Source organism: Thioalkalivibrio sp. ALJ2 (assembly GCF_000378325.1).
Classification (GTDB): domain Bacteria; phylum Pseudomonadota; class Gammaproteobacteria; order Ectothiorhodospirales; family Ectothiorhodospiraceae; genus Thioalkalivibrio.
In genome coordinates this window covers 59,860-85,579 of record NZ_KB899557.1, presented here as the reverse complement: position 1 = coordinate 85,579, position 25,720 = coordinate 59,860, and the positions used below count along the sequence as shown (strand labels likewise).

23 protein-coding genes and 1 riboswitch are annotated in these 25,720 nt (G+C 66.5%); of the genes, 15 read left to right on the top strand and 8 right to left on the bottom strand.

The genetic code is table 11. The features are described 5' to 3' along the window. The first annotated feature begins 168 nt into the window (after positions 1 to 168). The 4 genes from metK (at position 169) to F468_RS0109465 (ending at position 4,613) form a co-directional block, all read left to right on the top strand. Entirely contained in the window at positions 169 to 1,341 is a 1,173-nt protein-coding gene (gene metK / locus F468_RS0109480; protein WP_018138128.1) for a methionine adenosyltransferase, read from the top strand. A 33-nt stretch (positions 1,342 to 1,374) separates the two neighbouring features. Continuing rightward, positions 1,375 to 1,457, top strand: a riboswitch (S-adenosyl-L-homocysteine riboswitch). A gap of 19 nt (positions 1,458 to 1,476) precedes the next feature. Continuing rightward, on the top strand, positions 1,477 to 2,889 hold the full coding sequence (gene ahcY / locus F468_RS0109475) for an adenosylhomocysteinase (protein ID WP_018138129.1): 1,413 nt from the start codon (positions 1,477 to 1,479) through the stop codon (positions 2,887 to 2,889). A gap of 95 nt (positions 2,890 to 2,984) precedes the next feature. Next, positions 2,985 to 3,839 carry a methylenetetrahydrofolate reductase [NAD(P)H] gene (metF, locus tag F468_RS0109470; protein ID WP_018138130.1) on the top strand — a complete coding sequence of 285 codons (855 nt, stop codon included), beginning with the start codon at positions 2,985 to 2,987 and terminating at the stop codon, positions 3,837 to 3,839. 6 nt (positions 3,840 to 3,845) lie between these two features. Next, entirely contained in the window at positions 3,846 to 4,613 is a 768-nt protein-coding gene (locus F468_RS0109465) for a 16S rRNA (uracil(1498)-N(3))-methyltransferase (protein ID WP_018138131.1), read from the top strand. Positions 4,614 to 4,630: 17 nt separating this feature from the next. Here the strand turns inward: F468_RS0109465 and F468_RS0109460 are convergent, their stop codons facing one another. The 6 genes from F468_RS0109460 to F468_RS0109435 are packed head-to-tail and all read right to left on the bottom strand — an operon-like array spanning position 4,631 to position 14,160. Further along, positions 4,631 to 5,122: a hypothetical protein gene (locus tag F468_RS0109460; RefSeq protein WP_018138132.1), complete on the bottom strand. Its 492-nt coding sequence runs from the start codon at positions 5,120 to 5,122 to the stop codon at positions 4,631 to 4,633. After that, on the bottom strand, positions 5,119 to 10,632 hold the full coding sequence (locus tag F468_RS0109455; RefSeq protein WP_018995035.1) for an Hpt domain-containing protein: 5,514 nt from the start codon (positions 10,630 to 10,632) through the stop codon (positions 5,119 to 5,121). The genes F468_RS0109460 and F468_RS0109455 overlap by 4 nt, the downstream gene beginning before the upstream one ends. A 15-nt stretch (positions 10,633 to 10,647) precedes the next feature. Continuing rightward, positions 10,648 to 12,726 carry a methyl-accepting chemotaxis protein gene (locus tag F468_RS0109450; protein WP_038038509.1) on the bottom strand — a complete coding sequence of 693 codons (2,079 nt, stop codon included), beginning with the start codon at positions 12,724 to 12,726 and terminating at the stop codon, positions 10,648 to 10,650. A 35-nt stretch (positions 12,727 to 12,761) separates the two neighbouring features. Then, a complete protein-coding gene (locus F468_RS0109445) occupies positions 12,762 to 13,340 on the bottom strand; it encodes a chemotaxis protein CheW (protein ID WP_018138135.1) in 579 nt (192 codons plus the stop codon). Then, the gene (locus F468_RS0109440) at positions 13,337 to 13,702 is read right to left on the bottom strand and encodes a PleD family two-component system response regulator (protein WP_018138136.1); all 366 of its coding nucleotides are present in this window, start codon (positions 13,700 to 13,702) and stop codon (positions 13,337 to 13,339) included. Before F468_RS0109440 ends, F468_RS0109445 begins: the two co-directional genes overlap by 4 nt. A 38-nt stretch (positions 13,703 to 13,740) precedes the next feature. Beyond that, on the bottom strand, positions 13,741 to 14,160 hold the full coding sequence (locus F468_RS0109435) for a PleD family two-component system response regulator (RefSeq protein ID WP_018138137.1): 420 nt from the start codon (positions 14,158 to 14,160) through the stop codon (positions 13,741 to 13,743). Positions 14,161 to 14,366: 206 nt separating this feature from the next. Here F468_RS0109435 and gshB point away from each other — a divergent pair, with 206 nt between their 5' ends. The 11 genes from gshB (at position 14,367) to F468_RS0109380 (ending at position 23,282) form a co-directional block, all read left to right on the top strand. Next, complete coding sequence (gene gshB, locus F468_RS0109430; RefSeq protein WP_018995034.1) at positions 14,367 to 15,308, top strand: glutathione synthase; 942 nt, start codon at positions 14,367 to 14,369, stop codon at positions 15,306 to 15,308. Between the two features lie 18 nt (positions 15,309 to 15,326). Beyond that, positions 15,327 to 16,379, top strand: coding sequence for an FAD:protein FMN transferase (locus F468_RS0109425; RefSeq protein WP_018138139.1), 1,053 nt, complete (start codon positions 15,327 to 15,329; stop codon positions 16,377 to 16,379). Beyond that, positions 16,376 to 16,750 carry a NusG domain II-containing protein gene (locus F468_RS0109420; RefSeq protein WP_018138140.1) on the top strand — a complete coding sequence of 125 codons (375 nt, stop codon included), beginning with the start codon at positions 16,376 to 16,378 and terminating at the stop codon, positions 16,748 to 16,750. Before F468_RS0109425 ends, F468_RS0109420 begins: the two co-directional genes overlap by 4 nt. 7 nt (positions 16,751 to 16,757) lie before the next feature. Further along, on the top strand, positions 16,758 to 17,303 hold the full coding sequence (locus tag F468_RS0109415; protein WP_018993247.1) for a Gx transporter family protein: 546 nt from the start codon (positions 16,758 to 16,760) through the stop codon (positions 17,301 to 17,303). Next, positions 17,278 to 18,210, top strand: a complete 933-nt coding sequence (locus tag F468_RS0109410) for an energy transducer TonB (protein ID WP_018993248.1) — start codon at positions 17,278 to 17,280, stop codon at positions 18,208 to 18,210. The genes F468_RS0109415 and F468_RS0109410 overlap by 26 nt, the downstream gene beginning before the upstream one ends. Before the next feature lie 67 nt (positions 18,211 to 18,277). After that, complete coding sequence (locus F468_RS0109405) at positions 18,278 to 18,856, top strand: YqgE/AlgH family protein (protein ID WP_018138143.1); 579 nt, start codon at positions 18,278 to 18,280, stop codon at positions 18,854 to 18,856. Positions 18,857 to 18,874: 18 nt separating this feature from the next. Beyond that, entirely contained in the window at positions 18,875 to 19,267 is a 393-nt protein-coding gene (gene ruvX, locus F468_RS0109400) for a Holliday junction resolvase RuvX (RefSeq protein WP_018993249.1), read from the top strand. Continuing rightward, positions 19,264 to 19,788, top strand: a complete 525-nt coding sequence (gene pyrR, locus F468_RS0109395) for a bifunctional pyr operon transcriptional regulator/uracil phosphoribosyltransferase PyrR (RefSeq protein ID WP_018138145.1) — start codon at positions 19,264 to 19,266, stop codon at positions 19,786 to 19,788. Before ruvX ends, pyrR begins: the two co-directional genes overlap by 4 nt. Next, positions 19,785 to 20,807: an aspartate carbamoyltransferase catalytic subunit gene (locus F468_RS0109390; protein ID WP_018138146.1), complete on the top strand. Its 1,023-nt coding sequence runs from the start codon at positions 19,785 to 19,787 to the stop codon at positions 20,805 to 20,807. Before pyrR ends, F468_RS0109390 begins: the two co-directional genes overlap by 4 nt. Next, a complete protein-coding gene (locus tag F468_RS0109385; RefSeq protein WP_018995033.1) occupies positions 20,804 to 22,099 on the top strand; it encodes a dihydroorotase in 1,296 nt (431 codons plus the stop codon). Before F468_RS0109390 ends, F468_RS0109385 begins: the two co-directional genes overlap by 4 nt. A gap of 277 nt (positions 22,100 to 22,376) precedes the next feature. Beyond that, on the top strand, positions 22,377 to 23,282 hold the full coding sequence (locus tag F468_RS0109380; RefSeq protein WP_018174944.1) for a dihydroorotate dehydrogenase electron transfer subunit: 906 nt from the start codon (positions 22,377 to 22,379) through the stop codon (positions 23,280 to 23,282). Between the two features lie 111 nt (positions 23,283 to 23,393). Here the strand turns inward: F468_RS0109380 and F468_RS0109375 are convergent, their stop codons facing one another. Further along, complete coding sequence (locus F468_RS0109375) at positions 23,394 to 24,512, bottom strand: PilT/PilU family type 4a pilus ATPase (protein WP_012983774.1); 1,119 nt, start codon at positions 24,510 to 24,512, stop codon at positions 23,394 to 23,396. Between the two features lie 27 nt (positions 24,513 to 24,539). Further along, positions 24,540 to 25,712 (bottom strand): PilT/PilU family type 4a pilus ATPase, encoded by a 1,173-nt coding sequence (locus F468_RS0109370; protein ID WP_018174945.1) that lies wholly within the window; start codon positions 25,710 to 25,712, stop codon positions 24,540 to 24,542. Between the last annotated feature and the right edge of the window lie 8 nt (positions 25,713 to 25,720).

The following is a 25,720-nucleotide window of genomic DNA, read 5'->3' as shown; positions in this document are numbered from 1 at the left end:
GGGGCAAGTCGGCGCCAGGGCGCACCAGAACGCGGTCTCAACGGGATTCGTGCGGCCCGGGGCCCCACAAACACCGGGAGGGGGGCTTAGAAAATCTCGTCGAGTTGCGTTACAGTACTGGTCGTTTTGCGCAAAACTAAATCGAAACGACCCACAAAGGAACGCCTAATGTCCAACGATTACATCTTCACCTCGGAATCGGTTTCCGCGGGCCATCCCGACAAGATGGCCGACCTGGTCTCCGACACCATCGTCGACGCCATCATCGAGCAGGACCCGCATGCGCGTATCGCCTGCGAGACCGCCACCAAGACCGGCATGGTCATGCTGCTGGGCGAGATCACCACCGGCGCGCAGATCGATTACGAGCGCCTGGTGCGCGAGACCGTCTGCGAGATCGGCTACAACGATTCCGACGTCGGCTTCGACGGCAAGACCTGCGCCGTGCTGAACGTGCTGGGTGAACAGTCCCAGGACATCGCCATGGGCGTGGACCGCGACGTCTCCGACCGCGCCACCCAGGGTGCCGGTGACCAGGGCCTGATGTTCGGCTACGCCGCGCGCGAAACCGATACGCTGATGCCCGCCCCGATCTTCTACGCCCACAAGATGGTGCGTATCCAGTCCGAACTGATGAAGAGCGGCAAGCTGCCGTGGCTGCGCCCGGACGCCAAGTCCCAGGTCTCGCTGCGCTACGAAGACGGCAAGCCGGCCGGCCTGGACGCGGTGGTCCTGTCCACCCAGCACAGCCCGGACATCTCGCAGAAGGATCTGCAGGAAGCGATCTACGAAGAGATCTTCAAGAAGGTGCTGCCGAACGAATGGCTGAGCCAGGTCTCCGACGACAAGATCCACATCAACCCGACCGGCAAGTTCGAGATCGGGGGCCCGGTGGGTGACGCCGGTCTGACCGGCCGCAAGATCATTGTTGACACCTACGGCGGCATGGCCCGTCACGGTGGTGGCGCGTTCTCCGGCAAGGACCCGTCCAAGGTGGACCGTTCCGCTGCCTACGCCGGCCGCTACGTGGCCAAGAACATCGTCGCCGCCGGCCTGGCCGACAAGTGCGAGATCCAGGTCTCCTACGCCATCGGCGTGGCCGAGCCGACCTCGATCACCGTCGACACCTTCGGCACCGGCAAGGTCGACGATCGCAAGATCGAAGGCTTCGTGCGCGAAGTGTTTGATCTGCGCCCGTGGGGCCTGATCCAGATGATGGATCTGCTGCGCCCGATCTACAAGGCGACCGCCGCCTATGGTCACTTCGGCCGCGAAGACGTCGACCTCCCCTGGGAGCGTACCGACAAGGCCGAGGAACTTAAGAAGATGGCGGGCCTCTAAAAGCACCCGACATTTTGTAAGCGAAATACCCATCCGGCTGAGGAGCGCTGCAGCGGTTTAACCGTCAGGCTCAGCCGGATGCCCCCCCTGAAACGTGAACACGGCGCTCATCCAGATAACCGGAGAAGTTGATCCATGAATGCTGTGATGAACGACAAGAAAACCACCGATTACGTCGTCAAGGACATCAACCTTGCCGAGTTCGGCCGCAAGGAAATTGCGATCGCCGAGACCGAAATGCCCGGTCTGATCCAGACCCGCGAAGAATTCGCGGCCTCCAAGCCGCTGAAGGGCGCCAAGATTGCAGGCTCCCTGCACATGACGATCCAGACCGCGGTTCTGATCCAGACCCTGGAAGCCCTGGGTGCGGACGTACGCTGGGCCTCCTGCAACATCTACTCCACCCAGGACCACGCCGCGGCCGCGATCGCCGACAACGGCACCCCGGTCTTCGCCGTGAAGGGCGAGACCCTGGAAGAGTACTGGGACTACTGCCACCGCATCTTCGAATTCGACGGCGGCGCCAACATGATCCTGGACGACGGCGGTGACGCCACGCTGCTCCTGCACATCGGCGCCAAGGCCGAGAAGGACCAGTCCGTCATCTCCAACCCGGAGAACGAAGAAGAAGTCGCCCTGTTTGCCTCGATCAAGGATCGCCTGGCCAAGCAGCCGACCTGGTACTCCGAGCAGCTCGCCAAGATCAAGGGCGTGACCGAAGAGACCACCACCGGTGTCCATCGCCTGTACCAGATGGCGAAGGACGGCGAGCTGGCCTTCCCGGCGATCAACGTCAACGACTCGGTCACCAAGTCCAAGTTCGACAACCTGTACGGCTGCCGCGAGTCCACCGTGGACTCCATCAAGCGCGCCACCGACGTGATGATCGCGGGCAAGATCGCCGTGGTCTGTGGCTACGGTGACGTCGGCAAGGGTGCGGCTCAGTCGCTGGCCGGCCTGGGTGCCACCGTGTGGGTCACCGAGATCGACCCGATCTGCGCCCTGCAGGCCGCCATGGAAGGTTTCCGCGTGGTCACGATGGAAGACGCGGCCGACAAGGCCGAGATCTTCGTTACCGCCACCGGTAACAAGGACGTGATCACCGAAGATCACATGACCCGCATGAAGAACCAGGCCATCGTCTGCAACATCGGCCACTTCGACTCCGAGATCGCCGTGGCCGCGATGCGCAAGTACGAGTGGGAGAACATCAAGCCGCAGGTTGACCACATCATCCTGCCGAACGGCAACCGGATCATCATGCTGGCCGAAGGTCGCCTGGTGAACCTGGGCTGCGGCACCGGTCATCCGAGCTTCGTGATGTCCAACTCCTTCACCAACCAGACCCTGGCCCAGATCGAGCTGTGGACGAAGGGTGACCAGTACGACAAGAACGTCTTCGTGCTGCCGAAGCACCTGGACGAGAAGGTCGCACAGCTGCACCTGTTCAAGCTGGGCGCCAACCTGACCCGTCTTACCGACGATCAGGCGGCGTACCTGGGTATGTCGGTGGATGGCCCGTTCAAGCCGGAACACTACCGCTACTGATCGGCCAGCCTCACATTTCAATTCGTTGCTAATGTGAACGCCGAGGCGGGCCGCATGTTCGTGCGGTCCGCCTTCTTTTTGTCTGGAGGACAAACATGTCTACCCAAAAACGCGTCTTCAGCGTTGAGTTTTTCCCGCCCAAGGACGAGGCCGGGGCCGAACGACTGGCCAAGGCCCGCAAGCGTCTGGGCGCACTGAATCCCGAGTTCTATTCCGTCACCTTCGGCGCCGGCGGCTCGACCCGCGACCGCACCCTGGAGACGGTCCGGGACATCATCGACAACGACGGCATCCCGGCCGCCCCTCACGTCTCCTGCATCTCCTCGACCAAGGGCGAGCTGCACGAGCTGCTGTCGACCTACCGCGACATCGGCGTTAACCGCATTGTCGCGCTGCGCGGCGACCTGCCGTCCGGCACCAAGAACTCCGGCGGCGACTTCCGCTATGCCTCCGAGCTCGTGGAGTTCGTGCGCGCCGAATTCGGCGACCAGTTCAAGATCGAGGTCGCGGCCTATCCGGAGTTCCATCCGCAGGCCCCGAACGCCGAGAAAGACCTGGAGAACTTCAAGACCAAGGTCGACGCCGGAGCGGACGCCGCGATCACCCAGTATTTCTACAACGTGGACGCCTACGAGGCCTTCATGGAACGGGTGGAGAAGATGGGCATCACCATCCCGATCATTGTCGGGATCATGCCGATCACCAACTACACCCAGATCGTGCGCTTCTCCGAGATGTGCGGCGCCGAGATCCCCCGTTACATCCGCAAGCGGATGGAGGCCTACGGTGACGACAAGGAGTCGATCCGCAAGTTTGGCATCGAGGTCGCCACGCGCCTGACCGACGACGTCCTCGACAAGGGCGCCCCGGGGATCCACTTCTACTCCATGAACCAGGCCGGTCCGACCGAGACCATCTGGAAGAACCTGGACCTGGACAACCGTCGGTAACACCCGATGCGCTGCCCCCGGCTGCTGATCAACGACACGGATCTGGCCGCGGGGCAGTCTATTCCCGCGTCGCAGGACCGGCTGCACTACGCCACCAATGTCCTGCGTCTCAAGAACCATGCTGCCTGCCGGGTGTTCGACGGTCAGGGCAACGAATTCCACGCCCGTCTGGATATCACCGGACGGCGCACCGGCACCTTCCACCTGGGCGAGCGCGCCGCCGCCGCCACCACACCCGCACGCCCCATTGAGCTGCTCCAGGGCATTGCCCGGGGAGACCATATGGATCTGGCGGTCCAGAAGGCGGTGGAGCTGGGTGTCAGCATGATCCGGCCCGTGCTCTGCGAACGCAGCCGTTCGGCCGCAGCCCATCGGGGACTGGACAAGCGCCATGCCCACTGGGCCGGGATCATCCAGGCCGCCGCCGAACAATGCGGCCGTAACGAGCTACCGCTTCTGGCACCACCAGCCACACTGGACGACGCGCTGGGCGCCAGCTCACCCGGCCTCGACCTGGTCGCGGACGAACAGGGCCCGCCCCTGTCCGGGGCACTCGACGCGTTCGGGAAGGGGGGCACGTCCGGACGGGTACGGATACTGATCGGACCCGAGGGGGGGCTAACTGACGAGGAACGCCTCCAGACGCGCAAGGCGGGGTTTCAATCCGTCTCCATGGGCCCCCGCACCCTGCGCACGGAGACGGCCGCGATCAGCCTTTTGACCCTGGTGCAATGGAAGCTCGGGGATCTCGACGGTGGGGCGGCCCTCACCTGACGTTCGAGGCCGTCGGCCTATGCCGTTTCCGGCTGCGAGAGCTCGAGCAAGCGATCCTCGATCGCATCAAGTCGCAGCAGGTGACTGGTCACTCCCGACGCCTTTACCCGCCACGCCCACGGAGAGGCATCCGCCTCATCGACGGCATAGATGTTTTGCGGCGTGATGCGCACCGGATGTGGCGTGCCGCGCACCTCCAGCGCATAAAACGGCAGCCGCTCCGGCTGGGTAATGGCCTGCATGACCAGCAGACGGGTGAACCGACGCTGCGCATCCTCGGTTGGGTGTTCGGGATACAACAGTCGGTGAACATTGACCACGGGCACCTGGACGTCCTGCCAGATCAGCGTGGGCTCCAGCCAGGGGATGTCCGCGTGCTCGTGATCAGTCTGCACGGCACCTGCCCGGGTGGTGACCTCGAGAAAGGCACTACGCGGCAACAGGATGGACCCGGTGTCCAGCTGCACAATCACCGACTCGACCGACGGCGCGCGGGTCTCTTCACTCATGCGACGACCTCCTCAAGATGACGCCGGATTTCGTCCAGCAGGTCATTCTCCAGGTACGGCTTGCCCAGATAGCCATTGACGCCCAGCCGCGAGGCCCGCTCGCGATGCTTCGTGCCACTGCGCGATGTGATCATGATAATCGGCACCTGGCTCAGCTCCGGATGGTCGCGGACATGGGCGGCGAACTCGAAGCCGTCCATACGCGGCATCTCCACATCCAGCAGGATCAGCTGCGGTCGCCGCTCCTCCAGCATCGTCACGGCATCGAGACCGTCGCGGGCCGTGACCACATCGTACCCATGGCGGGCGAGCAGACGCGCGGTGACCTTGCGGATGGTGATCGAGTCATCCACGACCATGACGCGTGGGGCGCCGGCAATCTCCGCCGGCATACCCGTGTCGACGGTGCCCGCCGTAGCCGCCGCGAAACGCACCAGCATGCTCAAGTCGAGGATCAGCATGACCGAGCCATCGCCCTGCAGGGTGGCACCAGCGACCCCCGGGATGCGGCTCAAGACCGGGCCTACCGATTTCACGACCACTTCCTGGCTTCCGAGCAACCCGTCGATCCGCAGCGCCACGCGCTGATCGTCAGCGCGCACCAGCAACAGCGGGAACGCGTGGTCCGGCAGATGGCTGGCGCTGGCCTGCGTCTCGATCCCCATCAGGTCACCCAGGGCCCGCACGGCATAGTCCTGACCCGCGTAAGGATAGCTCACATGCCCGTCGCCGCTGGCCACGACCTCGTCCGCATGCGCCCGCACGACGCCCTCCACGGACGCCATGGGCACGGCGAAGGTCTCCTCGCCCACCTGAACCAGCAATGCCTGCGAGATCGCCAGCGTAAACGGCAACCGCATGGTAAAGCGCGAGCCTCGTCCGGGCGTGGATTCGATCTCCAGCGTGCCGCCCAGCTGCTTGACGTCGCTGTTCACCACGTCCAGCCCCACCCCGCGACCGGCCACCTGCGACACCTCCGCGGCGGTGGAGAACCCGGACTGCAGGATCAATTGCAGGGCCTGGGCATCGGTAATCTCGGCATCGGAGGCCAGCAGCCCGCGCTCCACGGCTCGCGTGCGGATGGCATGGGCATCAATCCCGGCGCCATCGTCCGTCACTTGCAGGCGGATCTCGCTGCCTGACTGTTCGAGCGACACCCCGATCTGGCCCGTTTCCGACTTGCCGGCCGCGCGCCGCGCGTCGCTGTCCTCGATCCCGTGCGCAATCGCATTGCGCAGCAGGTGCTCAAGCGGGGCGACCAGCCGTTCCAGCAATGCGCGGTCGAGCTCGGCCCCCTGCCCGGAAAACTCCACACGGACCGACTTGCCCATGTCGTCGCCGGCCTGGCGTACCACGCGCCGCAGGCGCGGGGCCATACGTGCGAACCGCACCATGCGCTGGCGCATCAGCTGGTCCTGGAGATCGGTCCCCACGCGACGCTGCTGCAGCAGGATGCCGCCGGCATTCTGTAGCTCGTCACCCACGTCCTGCTTCAGGGCCTCAAGGTCACTGACACTCTCGGCCAGCGCACGCGAGAGCTGCTGGATCCCGGAATAGCGGTCCATCTCCAGCGGATCGAAATCCACCGCCTCGTCACCGCTCTCCTTCTCGACCCGGAACAGAATCTGCGCCTCGGTCTCGATCTCGAGCTTGCGCAGCTGCTCGCGCAAGCGAGCGATCGTCCGCTCCAGTTCATCGACCTGACCTTCGACGCGACCCACGGTTTGCTCGAAGCGACGATGAAAGGTCGCAAGCTCGCCGGCATGATTGACCAGCGCATCCAGCACCTCGGCATCCATGCGCACCTGGTCCTGGATACGGCGCGCCTCCATCGGCACGGGGTGCGCGACCGTCTCCGACTCGTCGTCGTCCGTCAGGAGGGCCGCGGGTTCGATCTCCTCGGCCTCACTGCGGGCGGCCGGCTGGCTCTCGAACTCTTCGCCGCCACCGGATGCCCACTCGCGCAACGCCGGCAGGGTCTCGCTGGCCTCTTCGTTCGTCTGCCAGCTACCGACCCCGCGCTCGACCAGGTGCTGGACATCGGTCAATGCGCGCTCGACCAGCCGGAAGAATCCTTCTCGGGGCTCCAGTCCGGTCTCGGTCTCCACGCCCAAGGCACTTTCCAGGGCATGGGCAATCGCCCCTACCACCTCGAAACCAGCCATCCGGGCACTGCCCTTCAGCGTATGCACCTCGCGCTGGAAGGCATTCTGATCCGGCCCCGGACGGCCGCCGGCCTCGCGCCACGATGCCAGGGCCGCGAACGCGGCCTCCAGGATATCGCGGGCCTCTTCGATGAATACCTCGGCGAACTCCGGATCGATCTCTTCCTCCGGCTCCACCTCCAGCCCGGCATCCGGCTCGCCCGCCAGCCCGGCGTCGTCGGGCTCGGCGCCCACCGCTTCGGCCTCCGCTGGCTCGGGCGTCAAAGGCGTCGCGGACTCGACATCCGGTTGCGGTGGCTCGAGCGCCGATCCGAGCCCATCCGACTGTGGCGGCTCGGAGACCTGCTCGGCGGCATCCTCGTCGGCAGCACGCAGCAACTGCTCGGCGGTCGCATGGTCGAGGAGCTCGTAGACCTCGGGCGACCACTCGGGTGGTGCCTCCGTCTTGACCGGGTCAGGGTGCTCGTCGGCCACTGCATCTGCCACGTAGCGCTCGAGTTCGGCGAGCAGAGTCTGAGCTCGCGCCGCCAGCGGCCACTCCATCTCGCGATGGATGCGCACGATGCGCTCGAACGGCCCGCAAACGGCGTAGATGCCGCGGATATCGGCCGTTCGGGCACTACCGTTCAGGGTATGCAGTGCACGTTCGAGCTCGTGATTCGGCACCCTGTCGGGCCGGTTCCCGGACGCGTCGATCCATTCGCGAAGGGTAGCCAGATGGGTACGGGCCTCGGCCGAGAACACCTGCCAGAGTTGCGGGTCAGTACCCGCGTCCTCGGGCAACTCGAGCGTTTCGTCGTTCGTTTCCAGCGCGGGCTCCACGGGGACACCCGACTCGAGCTCGGCCTCGGGCCCGTCCAGCGACACCCCCAGCTCCTGTGAATCCAGGTCGAGCGGCTCCGCCGACTCCAGTTCTTCTTCCGGGGCCTCCAGAATGGGGGCCGCCGGCCATTCGGGCTCGGCCCCGCCTGCGGCAGGCTCGAGGGCATCCATACTGCGCGCGAGCTCGGCAAAATCGTCCTCGGCACCGGCCGGCACCTCGGCGGCTTCTTCCGCCGGCTCCATCTCGCCGGACAGCAGTGCCTGCAGACGCAAGGCGATATCCAGCACCGGGGTGTCCGGGCCGGCATCATCCCGGACTTCTGCTACCAGGCCCGGCAGGACTGCAATCGCATCCTCAAGTGCCTGGATGGTCGCGAAGTCCGCCTCTTGGCCGCCTTCCAGCAGGCGATTCAGGAATGACTCCACAACCCAGGCGAATTCGCCCAGACGCAAGGCACCCGCCAGGCGGCCGGAACCCTTGAGCGTATGGAAGGAACGACGGATCACCGTCAGGGCATCCATGTCGGAGGGCGCGGCCTGCCAGCGCGGGAACTGCTCACCGAGGCTTTCGATCTCCTCGTCGGCTTCCTCGAGGAAGATATCGAGAATCTCGGGATCGATATCCGGCCCCCGGACCTGCGAGGACAACACAGACTCGTCGTAATGCAGATGTTCTGCACTCGAGACTTGCACCGGGGCCGGATTGGTTTCGGATACTGTCTCCTGCTCCGGGATATTCTCCTTGGCCTCACCAAACACGGCCAGCGGCTCCTCCTGTCCCGCGACCTCTTCAACGTCGTCACCCGGCGAGGCCCCTTCCCCGCTCGCACCCACGGACACATCGGTCAGTGAAACGGGGCGTTCGGCCCCATCGCCACCGGAGATGGCACCCAGACGCTGCAGTGCGGCCACGCCCCGCTCGTGGACACTATCCAGTTCGCGCCAGGGCTGCCCGGAGGACTCCAGCGCCAGCTCGATCGAGCTCAACACCTCCGCCAGCGCCCCGACCTCGTCCTCGCCCAGGTCCTGTGCCGCCAGCCCGGCGTCAGCGCGGGCCTCCAGGTAGCGGATCAACGGCTGCAACAGGGCCTGCAGGGCCTCGAAACCACCGATCGACATCGCACCGTCGACCCGCTCCAGCGCACCGCGGGCCTCGCGCAACCCGTTATCCGCGCCTTCCCCGGAGAGGTACCCGAGCAAGGTATCGCGCACACGCCGCACGTCCACCAGAGCCTCCTGGTAGACCGCCGCGGCCAGATGGCGATCGAAGTCGGCACGCGGGCCGCTGGCCGCGCGCCGACGCAGGCCCGATTCGAGCAGCGACTCCAGCGCCAGGAGATGCTCGGCCAACTCCATGTCGACCTGTTCATCGGAGTGCCCGGCCCGCTCCGGCGTCAGGGTCTCTGTCAGGGCATCGGTGTGGCGCTGCCCCGCCTCCAGGCCGAGCAGGCTCAGGGTCGAGCCGATACGCTCGACCTGTTCGCTCAGACTGGCCAGCTCCTCGTGGCCGCGCTGTTCCGAGCGCATCAGCACATCCAGGCGCTCTCGCACCTCGGCCAGGTCATCTTCCAGGGCGGCGCGCAGATTCTGATAAACCGCCTGGCCGACCCCTCCGCCGTCGTCGCCTTGCAGCGCGTGCAGACCGAACACCTCGCGCACCGCGCGCGCCTGCTCGCCATCGGAGCTTGACCCCGCAATGTGGAACAGCAAGGTCTTGATCAGGTCATCCGGAATGGCGTGATCGGGCTCCGAGCCATCGTCGTGCGACTCGCAGTGCTCGCTGAGGATGCCCAGGTAGCGCCCGAGCTCGCGGTCCACGCGCCCGATCAGGCGGCGAATGTCGGTACCGGCCTCGAGGCCCTCGTCGGCGAGCGACTCCAGGATGCCACCGGTAATCCAGAACAGGCGCCGGAGATCCCCGGGCGGGACCATTTCCTCGATCTGCTGTGCAACGGGCTTCAGGCGGCGGGCCGCCGCGGTCACATCACCGCGGACCAGCTCGAGAAGCTCGCGCTGAAATCCCCGACGGGCCTCCTGCAGGCGCCGTGCGCGCTCCTGAGGCTGTGGCGCCTCGCCACCGGCCCCAACGCGACCGTCGTCCACCGCCTGCAGATCCGGCATCAGGGCCGCGACGTCCATCAGCAAGGTGGCGCCCCGCGCTGCCCGCAGCTCGTTGAGCAGCGGGACCAGGATCATCGGCGAAGGCAGTTCCGAGTCGCCCTCCTGCTCAAGGTAGTCGGGCAACTGCAGCGCGGCACGCAAGAGCGCCTCGGTTGCCTCCGGGCTGGGCGGCTCGGCCCCCTGCTGCAGATCCATCACCTGCAACATCTCGTCGCAGATCAGGACCACGCTCTCGACCTGCACCATGGTCAGGGTGCCGCGAATCTGCTCCAGTCCCGCGCGGGCCTCCTCCAGACACTCGCCACAGGCGGGGTCCTCGGCATAACGACGCAGGGCGTCCTGGAGCTCGACAAAGAGCTTGTCGAGTTCGTCGCGGACCCAATTCAGTGCGCTGGGTGCCATATCTGGGGCCCGGCGTCAGGCGCGCTGCTCGTTCGGGACGGTTTCCTCGGACGACGCATCGGGCGCGGCGGCAGCCTCGCCAGGCTCGGGTAGCGTCGGGTCGGGGAGCTTGAAGTCCGACACCGAGGACTGGAGCTGCGCGGACAGTTGCGCCAGGTCGCCGATGGCGGCCGCGGTGGACTGGGTGCCCTGGGTGGTCTCCGAGGTGATCTCGCGGATCTGGCCCATGATCGAGGTCACGTTGCGCGCCATCTCGGACTGCTGGCGCGCCGAGTTCGCGATCCCGTCGATCAGGTCCGCCAGATCGGCAGAGACCTGCTCGATCTCGGCCAGCGCCTCGCCCGCTGCCTGGGCCATCTCGGCCCCGGACACCACGTTGGCGGTACTTTGTTCCATCGACGAGACCGCCTCGCTGGTATCCGCCTGGATCGCTTTGACCAGACCCTCGACCTGACGGGTCGCCCCGGAGGAGCGTTCCGCGAGGCGCTGGACCTCGTCCGCCACCACCGCGAACCCGCGACCCGCCTCGCCTGCGGCGGATGCCTGGATCGCCGCGTTCAACGCAAGCACGTTGGTCTGTTCAGCGATGTCATTGATCAGCCCGATGATGTCGCCGATCTCCTGCGAGGATTCGCCCAGGCGCTTGATCCGTTTCGCGGTCTCCTGGATCTGCTCGCGGATAGTGTCCATCCCCTCGATCGAGCGGCGCACCGTGGCCGCCCCCTTGGACGCGATTTCCACGGAGTTTCGTGCCACCTGGGCCGACTGCCCGGCATCCTGCGCGACTTTGTCGACCGAATGGCTCACCTCGTCGATCGCGTCGTTCGCCTGCTGGATCTCGCGGGCCTGTTCCTCGGACTTCTCGGCCAGCCCGAGCACCTGCGAGCGGGTGGCGGCCGAGGATTCGCTGATATCCGCCGCCACCGTGTTGATGGTCGCGACCAGCGTTCGCAGGTTCTCGATCGCGTAGTTCATCGAGTCCGCGATCGCGCCAGTGAAGTCCTCGGTCACGGTCGCGTTGACGGTGAGATCCCCGTCTGCGAGGTTCATCATCTCGTCGAGCAGGCGCAGGATCGCCTGCTGGTTACGTTCATTCTGCGCCTCGGTCTCGGCCAGTTCGCGCTTGGTGTCGCGATAGAGGAACAGGCCCATCGCGATCAGCAGCAACAGCGCCAGGCCACCCAGGGCGAAGCCGACCAGGGCGATCACACCCGCCTGTTCGGCCTCCCGGTTCAGGGCGACTTCCAGGCCACCGGTCACGTCCAGCATTGCCCCCGAGCGGGCCTCGACGGCCGAGGCCGCAGCGTTGATCTCGAAAATCTGCGACGAGGTATCCAGCACCCCTTCGACCGCCTCGCTGAAGGCGATGAACAGGGTCGCGATCTCCTGCAGAGTGCGCTGGGTCTCGGCATCGTTAACACGCTCGATGCCCAGGGGCTCGAAGCCCTCGATCAGGCCGTCGAGCACACGCCCGTACAGCGTGGCATCACGCTCGAAGCGCTCGATCGCGGTGGCCGCGGCCGCACCACCCTGCAACACCTGGTTGAGGTTGTTGGCGATACGCTGAATCAGCATCGTCTGGCGCGAGGCCACATAGATCTGCTCCGGCGATTCCCCAATCTGGACCATACGCCGCACGACGTCATCGGACAGGCGTGCCAACTCCGGCGAGAAGGCCTCCACCGCCTCGGAGAATTCCGTCACCTGCTCGATATCATCCGAGCCCACGATGACGGTGGTGACGTCGTCGCGATAAAGCGACCACTCGCGATTGACGGCCGCGAGCTCACTGGAGACCGCCTCCGGCAGCGGCAGCAGGCCGTCGCCACCATCGCGCAGGCGCTCGAGCTGGTCGTCGAAGCGATTACGCAACTCCGTGATATCGGTAATCGCCTGTTCGGAGCCCCCGGCCGCTTCCAGAGTACCCGTCGCCAATCGCTGCGAAAGCAGCTGCATCTCGCTGGCCAGGGCAACACGGTCGCGATACTGACTTTGCTCGAATTCGTGGTAGGTAAAGGCCACGCCCGTCGCGATCAGGGCCAGCACCAGCAGCCCCCCGAGGACGATATTGCGCAAGCGTCGACTCGATCCCATACGTCAAACCCCCTGTTGCAGCCCGTCGGCTCCGCTTATACAGCTGCCGCGGTCTGTTCGGTATTCGATGCCCCAGCCAGCTCCATGCCGGCAAAGCGATTGGTGTCATTCAAAAGCAGATCCAGATCCAGCACCGGGTGCAGTCGGTGCCCGAGATCGAATCCGCCGGTAATAAAGGGGCGCACGCCATCAGGCACCGACACCTCCAGTCGCCGTTGCGAAGGAATGCAGCGACGCATGCCCTCGACCTGGCTCACCAGCAACCCGGCCATCCCGTGCCCCTGAGGGGCCACCACCACACGCTGCCCGCTCGCGTCGTGCGGCAGCGGGGTGTCCAGCAGCAGCTTGCCCATATCGAAAACCGGCAGGACCAGCCCGCGCAGATTCCCCACACCCAGCACGGCCGGATCCGCCAGCGGCACGCGCGTCAGCGACAGCGGATCGGCCACCTCGGCGATCGAGTCCATGTCGACCAGAAAACGGAAATCGGCGACACGGAGCAACACCCCGCGCCAGCCCGTGCCGATATCCCGTCGCAGTTCACGGTTCACGCGACGCCCTTCGCGATCAAGACTCGCGAGCAGGGCGTAGGGCGTGGACCTCTCGACCTTCATGCGTTGAGGTACTTCCCGATGGTCTGCAGCAGCTCCTTCTCCGCCACCGGCTTGGTGATGTAGTCCCGGGCCCCCTGGCGCATGGCCCAGACCCGGTCCGTGGCCTGGTCCTTGGTGGACACCACGACCACGGGTACATGCGAGGTCTCGTCGGATTTCGACAAGTCGCGGGTGGCCTGGAAGCCATTGAGCCCCGGCATCACCACATCCATCAGCACCAGATCCGGGACCTGTGCTTTGGCCGCGGCCACGCCCTCCTCGCCGCTTTCAGCCGTGGTCACGGCATGGCCATGCTTTTCCAGCATGGTGCGCAGGACATGGATCTCGGTCGGGGAGTCATCAACGATCAGGATGCGGGCCATGGGTCGTTCCTTGTCGGCATCTTGTGGTGCGGCGGGTTTCAGCTTCCTGCCGGGCGAGTGTACTGGCGCATCGCACCCAGGAGGTCATCCCGGGTGAAGGGCTTGGTCAGGTAATCCTCGGAGCCAACCACGCGGCCCTTGGCCTTGTCGAACACGCTGTCCTTGCTCGACAGCATGATGATCGGCGTAGCCCGGAACCGTTTGTTGTTCTTGATCAGGGCACAGGTCTGGTAGCCATCCAGACGCGGCATCATGACATCGATGAAAATGATATCCGGGTTGGAGTTGGCCACCTTGGACAGGGCCTCGAAGCCATCCACGGCCGTAATCACGTCCGCACCGTGCTTCTGCAGCAAGGATTCGGCGGTGCGCCGAATGGTCTTGCTGTCATCAATCACCATGACTTTCAGCCCCTGAAACTCGGCAGCCGATTCCGCTTCTGCCAGTGCGTTCGCCACCCTGCTCCCCCTGAAGGCTCTCTGCGCCCCCGAATCTATCGGAAGCTCGAGTCCGTGACAAACAGCACCCAATGATATTGCCTGCCCCCGCGAGCAGCGCAAGGAGTGCGAGCGAGCGCACACAGTTGCCCTGCCTCGACGGAGATCCATGAGGGCCGCGATGACATGGCATACTCGGGCCACACTTCGACACCGCGGAACCGCTCGTGGCGCATGACATCGCTGTCCTGATGGACCCAATCACCAGCATCAAGCCCTGGAAGGACACCACCTTCGCCATGCTGCTCGCCGCCCAGGCACGCGGGCACCGCCTGCACTACCTGGAACCCGGCGACCTGTGGATCGAAGAGGGGCGCGCGCAGGTCCGCAGCCGCCCGGTGGCAGTGCGCGACCAGCGCGAGGACTACTACACCCTGGGGCCCGAGCAAGAAGGCGACGCCAGCCGCTTCGATCTCCTGCTGATGCGCAAAGATCCGCCGTTCGACCTCGAGTACATCTACGCCACCTACGCCCTGGACCTGGCCGAGCGGGACGGCGTGCGCGTGGTCAACCGACCCGGGGCCCTGCGCGACGTGAACGAGAAGGCCTTCGCCACGCATTTCGTCGACTGCGGGCCACCGACCCTGATCACCCGCGACCGCGCGCGCATCCGCGCCTTCCTCGAGCACCACGGCGACATCGTCGTCAAGCCGCTGGACGGCATGGGCGGGGCCTCGGTGTTCCGCATCCGCGAGGGCGACCCCAACCTCTCGGTCATCCTCGAGACCATGACCGAATTCGACCGGCGCACCATCGTCGCCCAGCGCTTCCTGCCGGAATACACCGCCGGCGACAAGCGCATCATCCTGATCGGGGGTGAACCCTACGATCATGCACTGGCACGGATCCCGGCCGAGGGCGAGACCCGGGCCAATCTGGCCGCCGGCGGGCGTGGCGAAGCCGTTCCCCTGACCGATCGCGACCGCTGGATCTGCGCGCAGATCGCCCCCGAGCTCAAGCGCCGAGGCCTGGACTTCGTCGGCATCGACGTGATCGGCGACTACCTGACCGAGATCAACGTCACCAGCCCCACCGGCGTGCGTGAGCTCGATGCCGCCCGCGGCGACGATCTCGCCGGCCATTTCATCGACTACCTGACCCATCCCTGACCCCGCGAGGTGATGCCCATGCCGATCCCGTTTCCGCGCACCCGCCAGGCCTTCCTTGGACCGATCCTGCTCGCCGCGCTGGCCCTGGCCGGCTGCGACCGCGACACACCGGACACCGAGACCCTGAATTTCTTCGCCTTCGGCACGATCGTGGATGTCACGCTCTACCCCGCCGGGGCCTACGACCTGGAGGCGCTGGAATCCGAGTTGCAGGCCGAACTGGAGATCCTGCATACCTCCTGGCATGCCTGGGAGCCGGGATCGCTCGGACGTACCAATGAACTGCTGGCGCTTCGGGCCGAGTTCAGCGCCCCGCCCTCTGTCCTGCCACTGATCGAACGTGGCAAGGAAATGGAAGAGCTGAGCGACGGCCTGTTCAACCCGGCGCTGGGCAAGCTGATCGCCGCCTGGGGCTTTCATCAGGACGAGCCCGAGGGCCCGCCACCGGACGACGACACCCTGGAGGCGCTGCTAGAGGATACGCCCAGCATGCGCGACGTCGAACGCAACGGGGTACGTCTGCGCGGCCAGCACGCGGACCTGCAACTGGACTTCGGGGGGCTCGCCAAGGGTCTCGCCGTCGAACGCATGCTCGACCTGTTGCAGGGCCAGGGCGTGGAGGCCGCGATCTTCAACGCCGGTGGCGACCTCATGACCCTCGGTCGCCCCACGGACCGGGCATGGCAGGTCGCGATCCGCCACCCGCAGGGCGGCATTCTCGGGAGCATCGAGCTTGATGCAGGCGAGGCGTTGTTCAGCTCCGGCGACTACGAGCGCGGCTACGAATGGGAAGGCGAACACATCCACCATGTGATCGACCCGCGCAGCGGGCGCCCCAGCGAAGGCATCCACGGCGCTACCGTGCTGCACAGCGACCCCGCCCTGGCCGACGCCGCCGCGACCACGCTGATGATTGCCGGCCCCGAGGAATGGCCGCGCTACGCCCGCAAGATGGGTATCGAGGCCGCCCTGGTGGTACTCGATGACCGCATCGAGGCGACCCCGGCGATGGCCGAACGCGTGCGCCTGGAAGAAGGCCAGCCCTCGCTCGAGGAGCGCCAACTGCCGTGACGTTTTCTGGCCTGCGCTGGGGTGACGGGGTGATCGCCACCCTGGCCAGTGGCGTTGTGGTCGCGGCCTTTGCCCTCGCCTACCTGCCGGATAGCGAGGCCTCCATGCTGGTCATCACCCAGACTGGCGAGCCGCCGCGGCAGGAACCCCTGGACCGCACCCGCGAGATCGAGATTCAGGGCCCAGCCGGCATCACCCGCGTGCAGATCGAGCCGGGCAGGGCCCGCTGCGCCGACTCCCCCGGTACACGCAATATCTGCGAGAACAGCGGCTGGCTGCAGCGACACGGCGAGATCGCGGTCAGCCTGCCCAACCGGCTGACCCTGCAGGTGCAGGGCCGCGGCCCCGGCTACGACAGCCTTCATTACTGAGCCCGGCGTGACCGCCTCCACCCCCGACACGCTGACACAGCGCGACCGTGCGATCGCCGCGCTGGCCGCCATCGCCATCGGTGTCCAGGTCCTGGAGGCGGCGATCCCGAGCCCGGTTCCGGGCATCAAGCCGGGGCTCGCGAACATCGTGACCCTGATCGCCCTGCTGACCCTCGGCTGGCGCGCGGCGGTGGCGGTGACCCTGATCCGGGTCGTCGGCGCCGCCCTGCTACTCGGCACGCTGATGAGCCCCACCTTCTGGCTGTCGCTGGCCGGGGCCCTGGCCGCCCTGGCCGCGCTCGGCCTGCTGCGCCCACTGGCGCCTCGGCATATCGGCGCGCTGGGCCTCGCCATCGCCGCGGCGATGGCGCACATCACCGGCCAGTTCCTGCTGGCCTGGGGCGTGATCATCCCCCACCCGAACCTGCCACTGGTGCTACCCCCACTATTGCTGGCCGCTCTGATTACCGGCAGCGTGACCGGTATACTGGCAGCACACGTGCTCGCAGACCCCCGGATCCAGCGCCATGTCCGTCTCGCACGGCACCCTTGAACCCGAATCTCCGCAGCGTCGCGGCCAACTGGGCCCGATGCTGTTTCTGGCCGTGGTCGCGCATGCCCTGATCATCCTCGGCATCGGCTTCGCCGTGGACCCACTGGACACGCCTTCCCGCGAGCCCCTGGACGTGACCTGGGTGACCGACCCGGACGCGCAGGCGCCAGAGCCGGAAGAGGTCGAACGCATCGCCACCGAAGACCAGGCCGCCAGCGGCGAAGGCGAGGAAGTGCAGGAGGCGTTATCCCCGGAGGCCGAGACCGAGGGTGTCGGCGAACCGGAACCCGAGGGCGTCGAAGCCCCGCTGCCAGACCCGGGGCCACTGGTGATGGAGCCCGCCCAGCCGGAACCGGAGCCCGAACCCGAGGCCGTGGAGGCCGAGACGGACGAAGCGGAACCGACTGCCCCCGAGGTCGCCGAACCGGACCCGATCGAATCGCCCGAGGCGGAGGAACGCCCATCGGCCGCCGCGCTGATGAACCGGGGCCTGGACACCGCGCGCGCGGCCCCGGCCGAGGAGCGCCGCGAATTCTCCACCCGCGCCACCCGCACCCGCTACCTCGACAGCCTTGCTGCACGCAGCGCGCCGGAGGCCGCCTATCTGCAGTCCTGGATCAACAAGGTCGAGCGCGTCGGCAACCTGAACTACCCCGACGAGGCCCGCCGCCGGGGCCTGTCCGGCACACTGGTGCTGTCGGTCCGCCTGAACCCGGATGGCGAGCTGATGAACATCGAGATCGCCCGCAGCTCCGGCGAACCGGTGCTCGACCAGGCCGCGATGCGCATCGTGGAACTGGCCGCCCCTTATGCCCCCTTCACCGAGCAGATGCGCGAGGAATACGACGAACTCGTGATCACCCGGACCTGGGCCTTCCGCCGCGACCAGATGGAGCAGATTCGCTAGCAAGACACGAGGAACATCCGGGCTCGAGTTCCTTGCGGCATCACGGAGCAGCGCCGATACTGAACACATGACGCAAGCCCCTTCCAGCTCGAGCGCGGCCAGCCTGCGCGATCACTTCCTGATCGCGATGCCGAGCCTGAACGATGGCTACTTCAGCCATGCGGTCACCTATATCTGCGATCACGACGCCGAAGGGGCCCTGGGGCTGGTAATCAACCAGCCCACCGAGCTTTCGCTACGCGACCTGCTACAACACGTCGATCTCGAGCCTCGCGACGAGCTGCCGGAGATCCCGGTCTACCGGGGCGGCCCGGTCCAGCCCGAGCACGGCTTCGTGCTGCACACTGGAAAGCCCGAGTGGCGGGGCAGCCAGCCCATCACCGACTCCATCGTGCTGACCACCTCGCGCGACATCCTGGAGGCTATCAACGAGGGCCGCGGCCCGAGCCGTGTCCTCATTGCCCTGGGACACGCCGGCTGGGGACCGGGGCAGCTCGAGAGCGAACTGGCCGAAAACGCCTGGCTAACCACCCGCGCCGATGCCGACATCCTGTTCGACCACCCCAGCGCCGAGCGCTGGGCCGCGGCGGCCAAGCTGATCGGCATCGACGTCAACCTGATCAGTTCCGCGCCCGGCCACGCCTGAGGCGGGCCCGGCAACGTCATGGGGCTTCTGGCCTTCGACTACGGCCGCCGGCGGATCGGGATCGCGGTGGGCGAGGAACTGACCGGTGCAGCGCGCGGACTGCGCACGCTCAACACCGATTCACCGGAACTCTGGTCCGTGATCGACACTCTGGTGAGCGAGTGGGCACCCGAGGGCTTTGTCGTCGGCTGGCCCACCCAGGCGGACGGGAAGCCCACGCCGCTGGCGAAACGCATCCGCGCGTTCGGGGCCGCCCTCGAAGCGCGCTACGGCCAGCCGGTATACTGGTACGACGAGCATCTGACATCGCACCTGGCCCGCGAGCGCAGCGGGCGGGGACGCCACGACCCGGGGCTGGACGCCCACGCTGCCGCGGTCATCCTCGAAGGCTGGTTTCAGGAGAACGCATGAAGACGCCGGACGTCCCAACCCTGCTCGACAGCATGGCCGAAAAGGCACGCCAGTATCTGGACAAGCGCGGGATCGACAACCCGATGGTGGTCGGCATCCACTCCGGCGGTGTCTGGATCGCGGAGCACCTGCGCGAACGCCTCGGGGTGGAAAGGCCACTGGGCAAGCTGGATATCAGCTTCTACCGCGACGACTTCTCCCGCATCGGCATGCATCCGCAGGTCCGCCCGTCCGAGCTGCCGGAGGACCTGGACGGCGTGCATGTCCTGCTGGTGGATGACGTGCTCTACACCGGGCGCACGATCCGCGCCGCCCTGAACGAGCTGTTCGACTACGGGCGCCCCGCCTCGGTCACGCTCGCCGTGCTGGTCGAGCGCGACGGGCGCGAGCTGCCGATCGCCGCCGCGATCGTCGGGGAACACATGGAACTCGGCACCCGGGAGCAGATCAAGCTGCGCGGCCCCGAACCCCTGCGCCTGGAGCGCGTCACCCTGGAGACCGATGGGGACGCCGACGCATGAGCGATACCGTGGTTACCCCGGTCCTGGCCGGGGCTGCCCGCCTGCCGGAGCCGGGCCCGTTGCCCAATCGCCTGCAGCTGACCGATGACGGCCAGCTGCGCCACCTGCTGACCATCGAGGGCCTCAACCGCGATCTCCTGAACGAGATCCTGGATACCGCCGAGTCGTTCGCGAACATGAACGAGAAGGCGGTCAAAAAGGTCCCACTGCTGCGCGGCAAGACCATCGTCAATCTGTTCTTCGAGGCCAGCACCCGTACCCGCACCACCTTCGAACTGGCCGCCAAGCGCCTGTCCGCGGACGTGCTCAACATCAACATCAGTACCTCCTCGGCGGTCAAGGGCGAGAGCCTGCTGGATACTCTGCGCAACCTCGAGGCGATGAACGTGGACATGTTCGTCGTACGCCACGAAGAGAGCGGGACCGCGCATTTCATCGCCCGCCATGTCGCCCCCGGCATCAGCGTGCTGAACGCCGGAGACGGCCGCCACGCGCACCCCACCCAGGCCCTGCTGGACATGTTCACCATCCGCCGGCACAAGGGCGACTTCACCAAGCTGAAGGTCGCGATCGTCGGCGACATCCTGCACTCGCGCGTGGCGCGCTCGCAGATCCACGCGCTCAACATCCTGCAGACCGGCGAAGTGCGCGTGGTCGCGCCCTGTTCGCTGCTGCCGGCGGATGTCGACCAACTCGGCGTGCACGTCTACAACAACCTCGACGCGGGACTGAAGGACGTCGACGTGATCATCATGCTGCGCCTGCAGCGCGAGCGCATGGAGCACGCCCACCTGCCCTCCGAGCATGAGTACTACCAGTTGTTCGGACTGACCTCGCGCCGCCTGCAGCTGGCGCACCCCACCTGCCTGGTGATGCACCCGGGCCCGGCCAACCGCGGGGTGGAGATCGAGTCCGCGGTGGCGGACGGGCCGCACTCGGTGATCCTGCAGCAGGTGACCTACGGCATCTCGGTCCGCCAGGCCGTGATGTCCATGGTGATGGGGGCGCATCAGTCATGAGTGTGCTGATCGAGAACGTACGAATCATCGACCCGGCGGACGACTACGACGAGGTCGGGGCGCTCTGCGTGCAGGGCGCCGAGATCCTTGCGCGAGGCCAGATACCGGACGGCTTCGAGCCGCGCCGGCGCATTGATGGCAGCGGGCTGTGGCTGTTCCCCGGCCTGATCGACCTTTCCGCGCGCATGCGCGAGCCCGGCGAGGAGCACAAGGCCACCATCGCCAGCGAGACGCTGGCCGCCGCGCGCGGGGGCATCACCAGCGCCGTGATTCCCCCGGATACCGATCCGCCCATCGACTCCCCGGCCGAAATCGAGCTGATTGCGCGCCGCGCCCGGCAGGCCTGCGGCGTGCGGGTCTACACCCTGGGCGCCCTGACACAACGCCTGGAGGGGCAGCAGCTGGCCGAGATGGCGGCGCTGCAGCAGGCGGGGGCCCGCGGTGTGAGCAACGCCCACAAGCCGCTGGCCAGCCTGCTGGTGCTGCGCCGAGCCCTGGAATATGCGACCACCTTCGGCCTGACCATCGTGCTGCCCGCCCAGGACCTGTCGCTGACCGGCTCGGGCTGCATGCACGAAGGCGCGGTCTCCACGCGCCTGGGCCTGTCGGGCATCCCCGAGGCAGCCGAGACCGCCGCGCTGGGCGCCATCCTGGCCCTGGTCGAACAGACCGGGGCGCGCGTACACGTCGCAAGGCTGTCGACGCGCCGCGGGGCCGAGATGATCGCCAAGGCGCGCGCCGAAGGCCTGCCGATCACCGCCGACGTCGCCGCCCACCAGCTATTTCTGACCGAAGTCGACGTGGCCGAATACGACCCGAACGGCCATGTCATCCCTCCGCTGCGGGCCCAACGCGACCGTGACGGTCTGCGAGCAGCCGTCGCGCGCGGCGATATCAGCGCCATTTGCTCGGACCACCAGCCGCACGAGGCGGACGCCAAGCTCGGCCCGTTCGCCGGTACCGAGCCGGGCATCTCGGCCCTGGAGACTTTGCTGCCTCTGACCCTGCGCCTGGTCGAGGATGGCCTTCTCAGCCTGGGCGAAGCACTGGCGCGCGTGACGTCCGGGCCCGCGGAAATTCTTGGTTTCGAACAGGGCCGGCTGGGCGCCGGCGCGCGCGCCGATTTCGTTTTGTATGACCCCACCGCGCTTCAGGAGGTCCGACAGCAGGACTGGCTGAGCGCCGGGCGCAATTCGCCGTTTTTCGGCTGGACCTTCTCCGGCCAGGTTCGCGAGACCTGGGTAGCGGGCCGTCCGGCCTGGACCCAGCCCACTGAGGGAAACACTGAATAATGTACACGCTCGCGTTGGTACCCCAGGTTTTCCGAGACAAGGCGCGTCGTGCAGCGGGTAGTGGTTCTACCCGCAAGCGGCGCAACGCCGGATCGGGGAACCTGGGGTACCAACCCCACAAGCCATTAAAGCAGGGGCTCGGCCGCTTTTGCGCGCGCACGGCGTTGCGGCTCCCTTGTGCAGAGTCACTGCACGGCAGTCACCGCGCCTTGTTCGCACGCAAAAGCGACTCGAGCGCGAGCGTGTACATTATCCAGTGTTTCCCTAAGGACAACGCATGACCCCCACCGGCGCCGAACGCCCCCACCGCGGCACGATCTTTCAGGAGACCGCTCGCATCCTCGATCACCAGGATGCCGGGGCCGGTCAGTGGATCCTGCGCGTCCAGGCACCGGAATGCGCGCAGCGCGCCGCGCCCGGGCAGTTCGCCCACATCCAGTGTTCGCCGAACCTGCCGATGCGGCGCCCCCTGTCGATCCAGCGGGTCGACCGCGAGGCCGGGTGGGTCGAGTTCCTCTACAAGGTCGTGGGCGACGGCACGCAGGCACTGTCGCAGCAGCCGGTGGGCGATTCCCTGAGCGTACTGGGGCCGATCGGGGTCCCGTTCCGGCTGAACCCGGATCGTCCGCTGCGGCTGCTGCTCGGGGGTGGCGTCGGGATCCCGCCGATGGTCTTTCTGGCCGATCACCTGCGCCGCCAGGGCGAGGCGGGCCAGACCCGCGCGATCCTCGGCTCCGAGGTGCCGTTCCCGTTTCGGGCCAAGCCCTCGGAAATCCTCTGGCCAGGGCTGCCGGACGGGGCGATCGCGACCCTGCCGCTGTTGGAGGACTGGGGCGTGGCCTGCCGCCTGACCTCGAAGGCAGGCATCCCCGGTGCCCATGACGGCTTCGTGACCGATCTCGCCCGCGCCTGGCTCAAGACGCTCTCGCCTGTGGAACGTGATCAGGTCGAGCTCTATGCCTGCGGCCCGCACCCGATGCTCGAGGCCTGCGCGGAACTGGCGGCGGAGTTCGGCCTGCCCTGTCAGGTCTCGCTGGAGGAATTCATGGCCTGTGCAGTGGGTGGCTGCGCGGGCTGCACGGTACCGGTGCGCACCCCCGACGGCGTGGCGATGAAGCGTGTCTGCGTGGATGGGCCGGTGTTTGCGGCCGCCGATGTGTTCCCGGAGCCTGCGCGGGCCTGAGGGACAGGACGCACGGAGGGGTTCTTGGTAAGCGCCGGACACTGGGGAGCGCCCCTCCGAGATCCACATTGAGGAGCCGAGGGTGATGCGGTTCGCTTCGCTCAGCGCATCCTACCGGTCGGGGAGTTGAAGGTCTTCCTCGGCCTCGTCGGCCGCGGAGACGCCGCCGCCGAAGTTGAGGCGCCATTCGAGGTCGGCACGCGAGTCTGCCTTGTTCAGGGCCTCGTCCAGCATCACTCGGCCACCCTTGAACAGCTTGACGATGGCCTGATCGAAGGTCTGCATGCCCACCGAGCTGCCCTTGGCCATAATCTCCTTGATCTCGCTGATCTTCTCGTCGCGGATCAGTTCGGAGATATACGGCGTGTTCACCATGATCTCCAGCGCAGCCACACGCTGTCCGTCCTTGGTCTGCAACAGGCGCTGGGCGATGATCGCGCGCAGGTTCAGCGACAGATCCGAGAGGATCTGCGAGCGGTTGTCCTCGGGGAATAGATTGATCACGCGATCGAGCGCCTGGGTGGCATTGGTCGCGTGCAGGGTGGTCAGCACCAGGTGGCCGGTATCGGCGTAGGTCAAGGCCGCACGCATGGTCTCGCGGGAACGCACCTCCCCGATCATGATCACGTCCGGGGCCTCGCGCATCCCCTCCTGCAGGGCGTGATCATAGCTCGGGGTGTCGATCCCGACCTCGCGCTGGCCGACGATCGAGCGCTTGTGCGTAAAGAGAAACTCGATCGGGTCCTCGACCGTAAGAATATGACCGCTGGAATGCGTATTACGGTGATCAATCATCGAGGCGAGCGTGGTGGACTTCCCGGTCCCGGTCGCGCCGACGATCAGCACCAGCCCGTCATGGTGCGAGACGAATTCCTCCAGCACCGGGGGCAGCCCAAGCTGCTCGATGGTCGGGATGGACATGCGGATGAAGCGAATGACCATCGCGACCTCGCCGCGCTGGCGATAGACATTCACGCGGAAGCGTCCCAGACCCTCGCGCGAGACGCCAAAGTTGACCGCGGTCTCGCGCTCGAAGATCTCGGCCTGATGCTCGTTCATCATCTCGCGCGCGATGGCCTCCGCCTGACCGGGTGCGAGTGCCTTGCGCGAGATCGGCTGCAGGACCCCGTCGACCTTGATGCTCGCGGGCGCGCCGGTCAGGAAGAACAGGTCCGAGGCGGCCTTCTGCGCCATCAGGCTCAGGTACGGTTCGATCTGCATCTGGCTCATCGCTGATCTCCCGAAGGGTGCGGACCGTTAGCGGACACTGTAGTCCTCGGGACGGTCGTCCACGGACAGGCCCTCGCCCGTGTCCGCCACGGCCGGGGCACCGTCATCCTGTGCCCGCTGCGAGTCGAGCTTGATGCGCAGCCGCAGGTCGTTCACCGAATCGGCATTGCGCAGGGCCTCCTCGTAACTGATCTTGCGGGTCTCGTAGAGGTCGAACAGGGCCTGGTCGAAGGTCTGCATGCCCTGCTCGCGGGAACGCGAAATCAGCTCCTTCATCTCGTGCACCGCACCCTTCAGCATCAGGTCGGCCATCAACGGGGTGTTGATCAGGATCTCTACCGCCGGCACGCGGCCCTCGCCGTTCTCGTGCCGCACCAGGCGTTGCGAGATCACCGCTTTCAGGTTCAGCGACAGGTCCATCAGGAGCTGCTCGCGCCGATCCTCGGGGAAGAAGTTGATGATGCGGTCCAGCGCCTGGTTGGTGCTGTTGGCGTGCAGGGTGGACAGGCACAGGTGACCGGTCTCGGCAAAGGCGATCGCGTAGTCCATCGTCTCCCGATCCCGGATCTCGCCGATCAGGATCACGTCCGGCGCCTGACGCAGGGTGTTCTTCAGCGCGATCTCGTAGCCCTCGGTGTCCACGCCCACCTCGCGCTGGGTGATGATGCTCTTTTCGTGTTCGTGGACGAACTCGATCGGGTCCTCGATGGTGACGATGTGATCGGGGGCATTGCGGTTGCGATGGCCGATCATCGCGGCGAGCGAGGTCGACTTGCCCGAGCCGGTCCCCCCGACGAAGATCACCAGCCCGCGGCGCTCCATGGTGATCTTCTCCAGCTGCGGCGGCATCTGGATGTCCTCGAACTTCGGGATCACCGAGTTGATCGTGCGCAGCACCATTCCGGGGCTGCCGCGCTGAGTAAACACGTTCACGCGAAAGCGCGACACGCCCTGCAGGCCGATCGCGAAATTGCACTCCTGATGGCGCTCGTACTCCGCGGACTGCTTGTCGTTCATCAGTGCGCGCACCAGCGCCTGGGTATGCGAAGGCGTGAGCTTCTGCTCGGTCATCGGCACCACGCGGCCGTCAATCTTGGCCGCTGGCGGCATGCCGACCGTGATGAACAGGTCCGAGCCACCCCGGTCCACCAGGGCGCGGAGCAGGTCGTGCATGTACTTGATCGCCTTGTCACGATCCATGGTGCTTC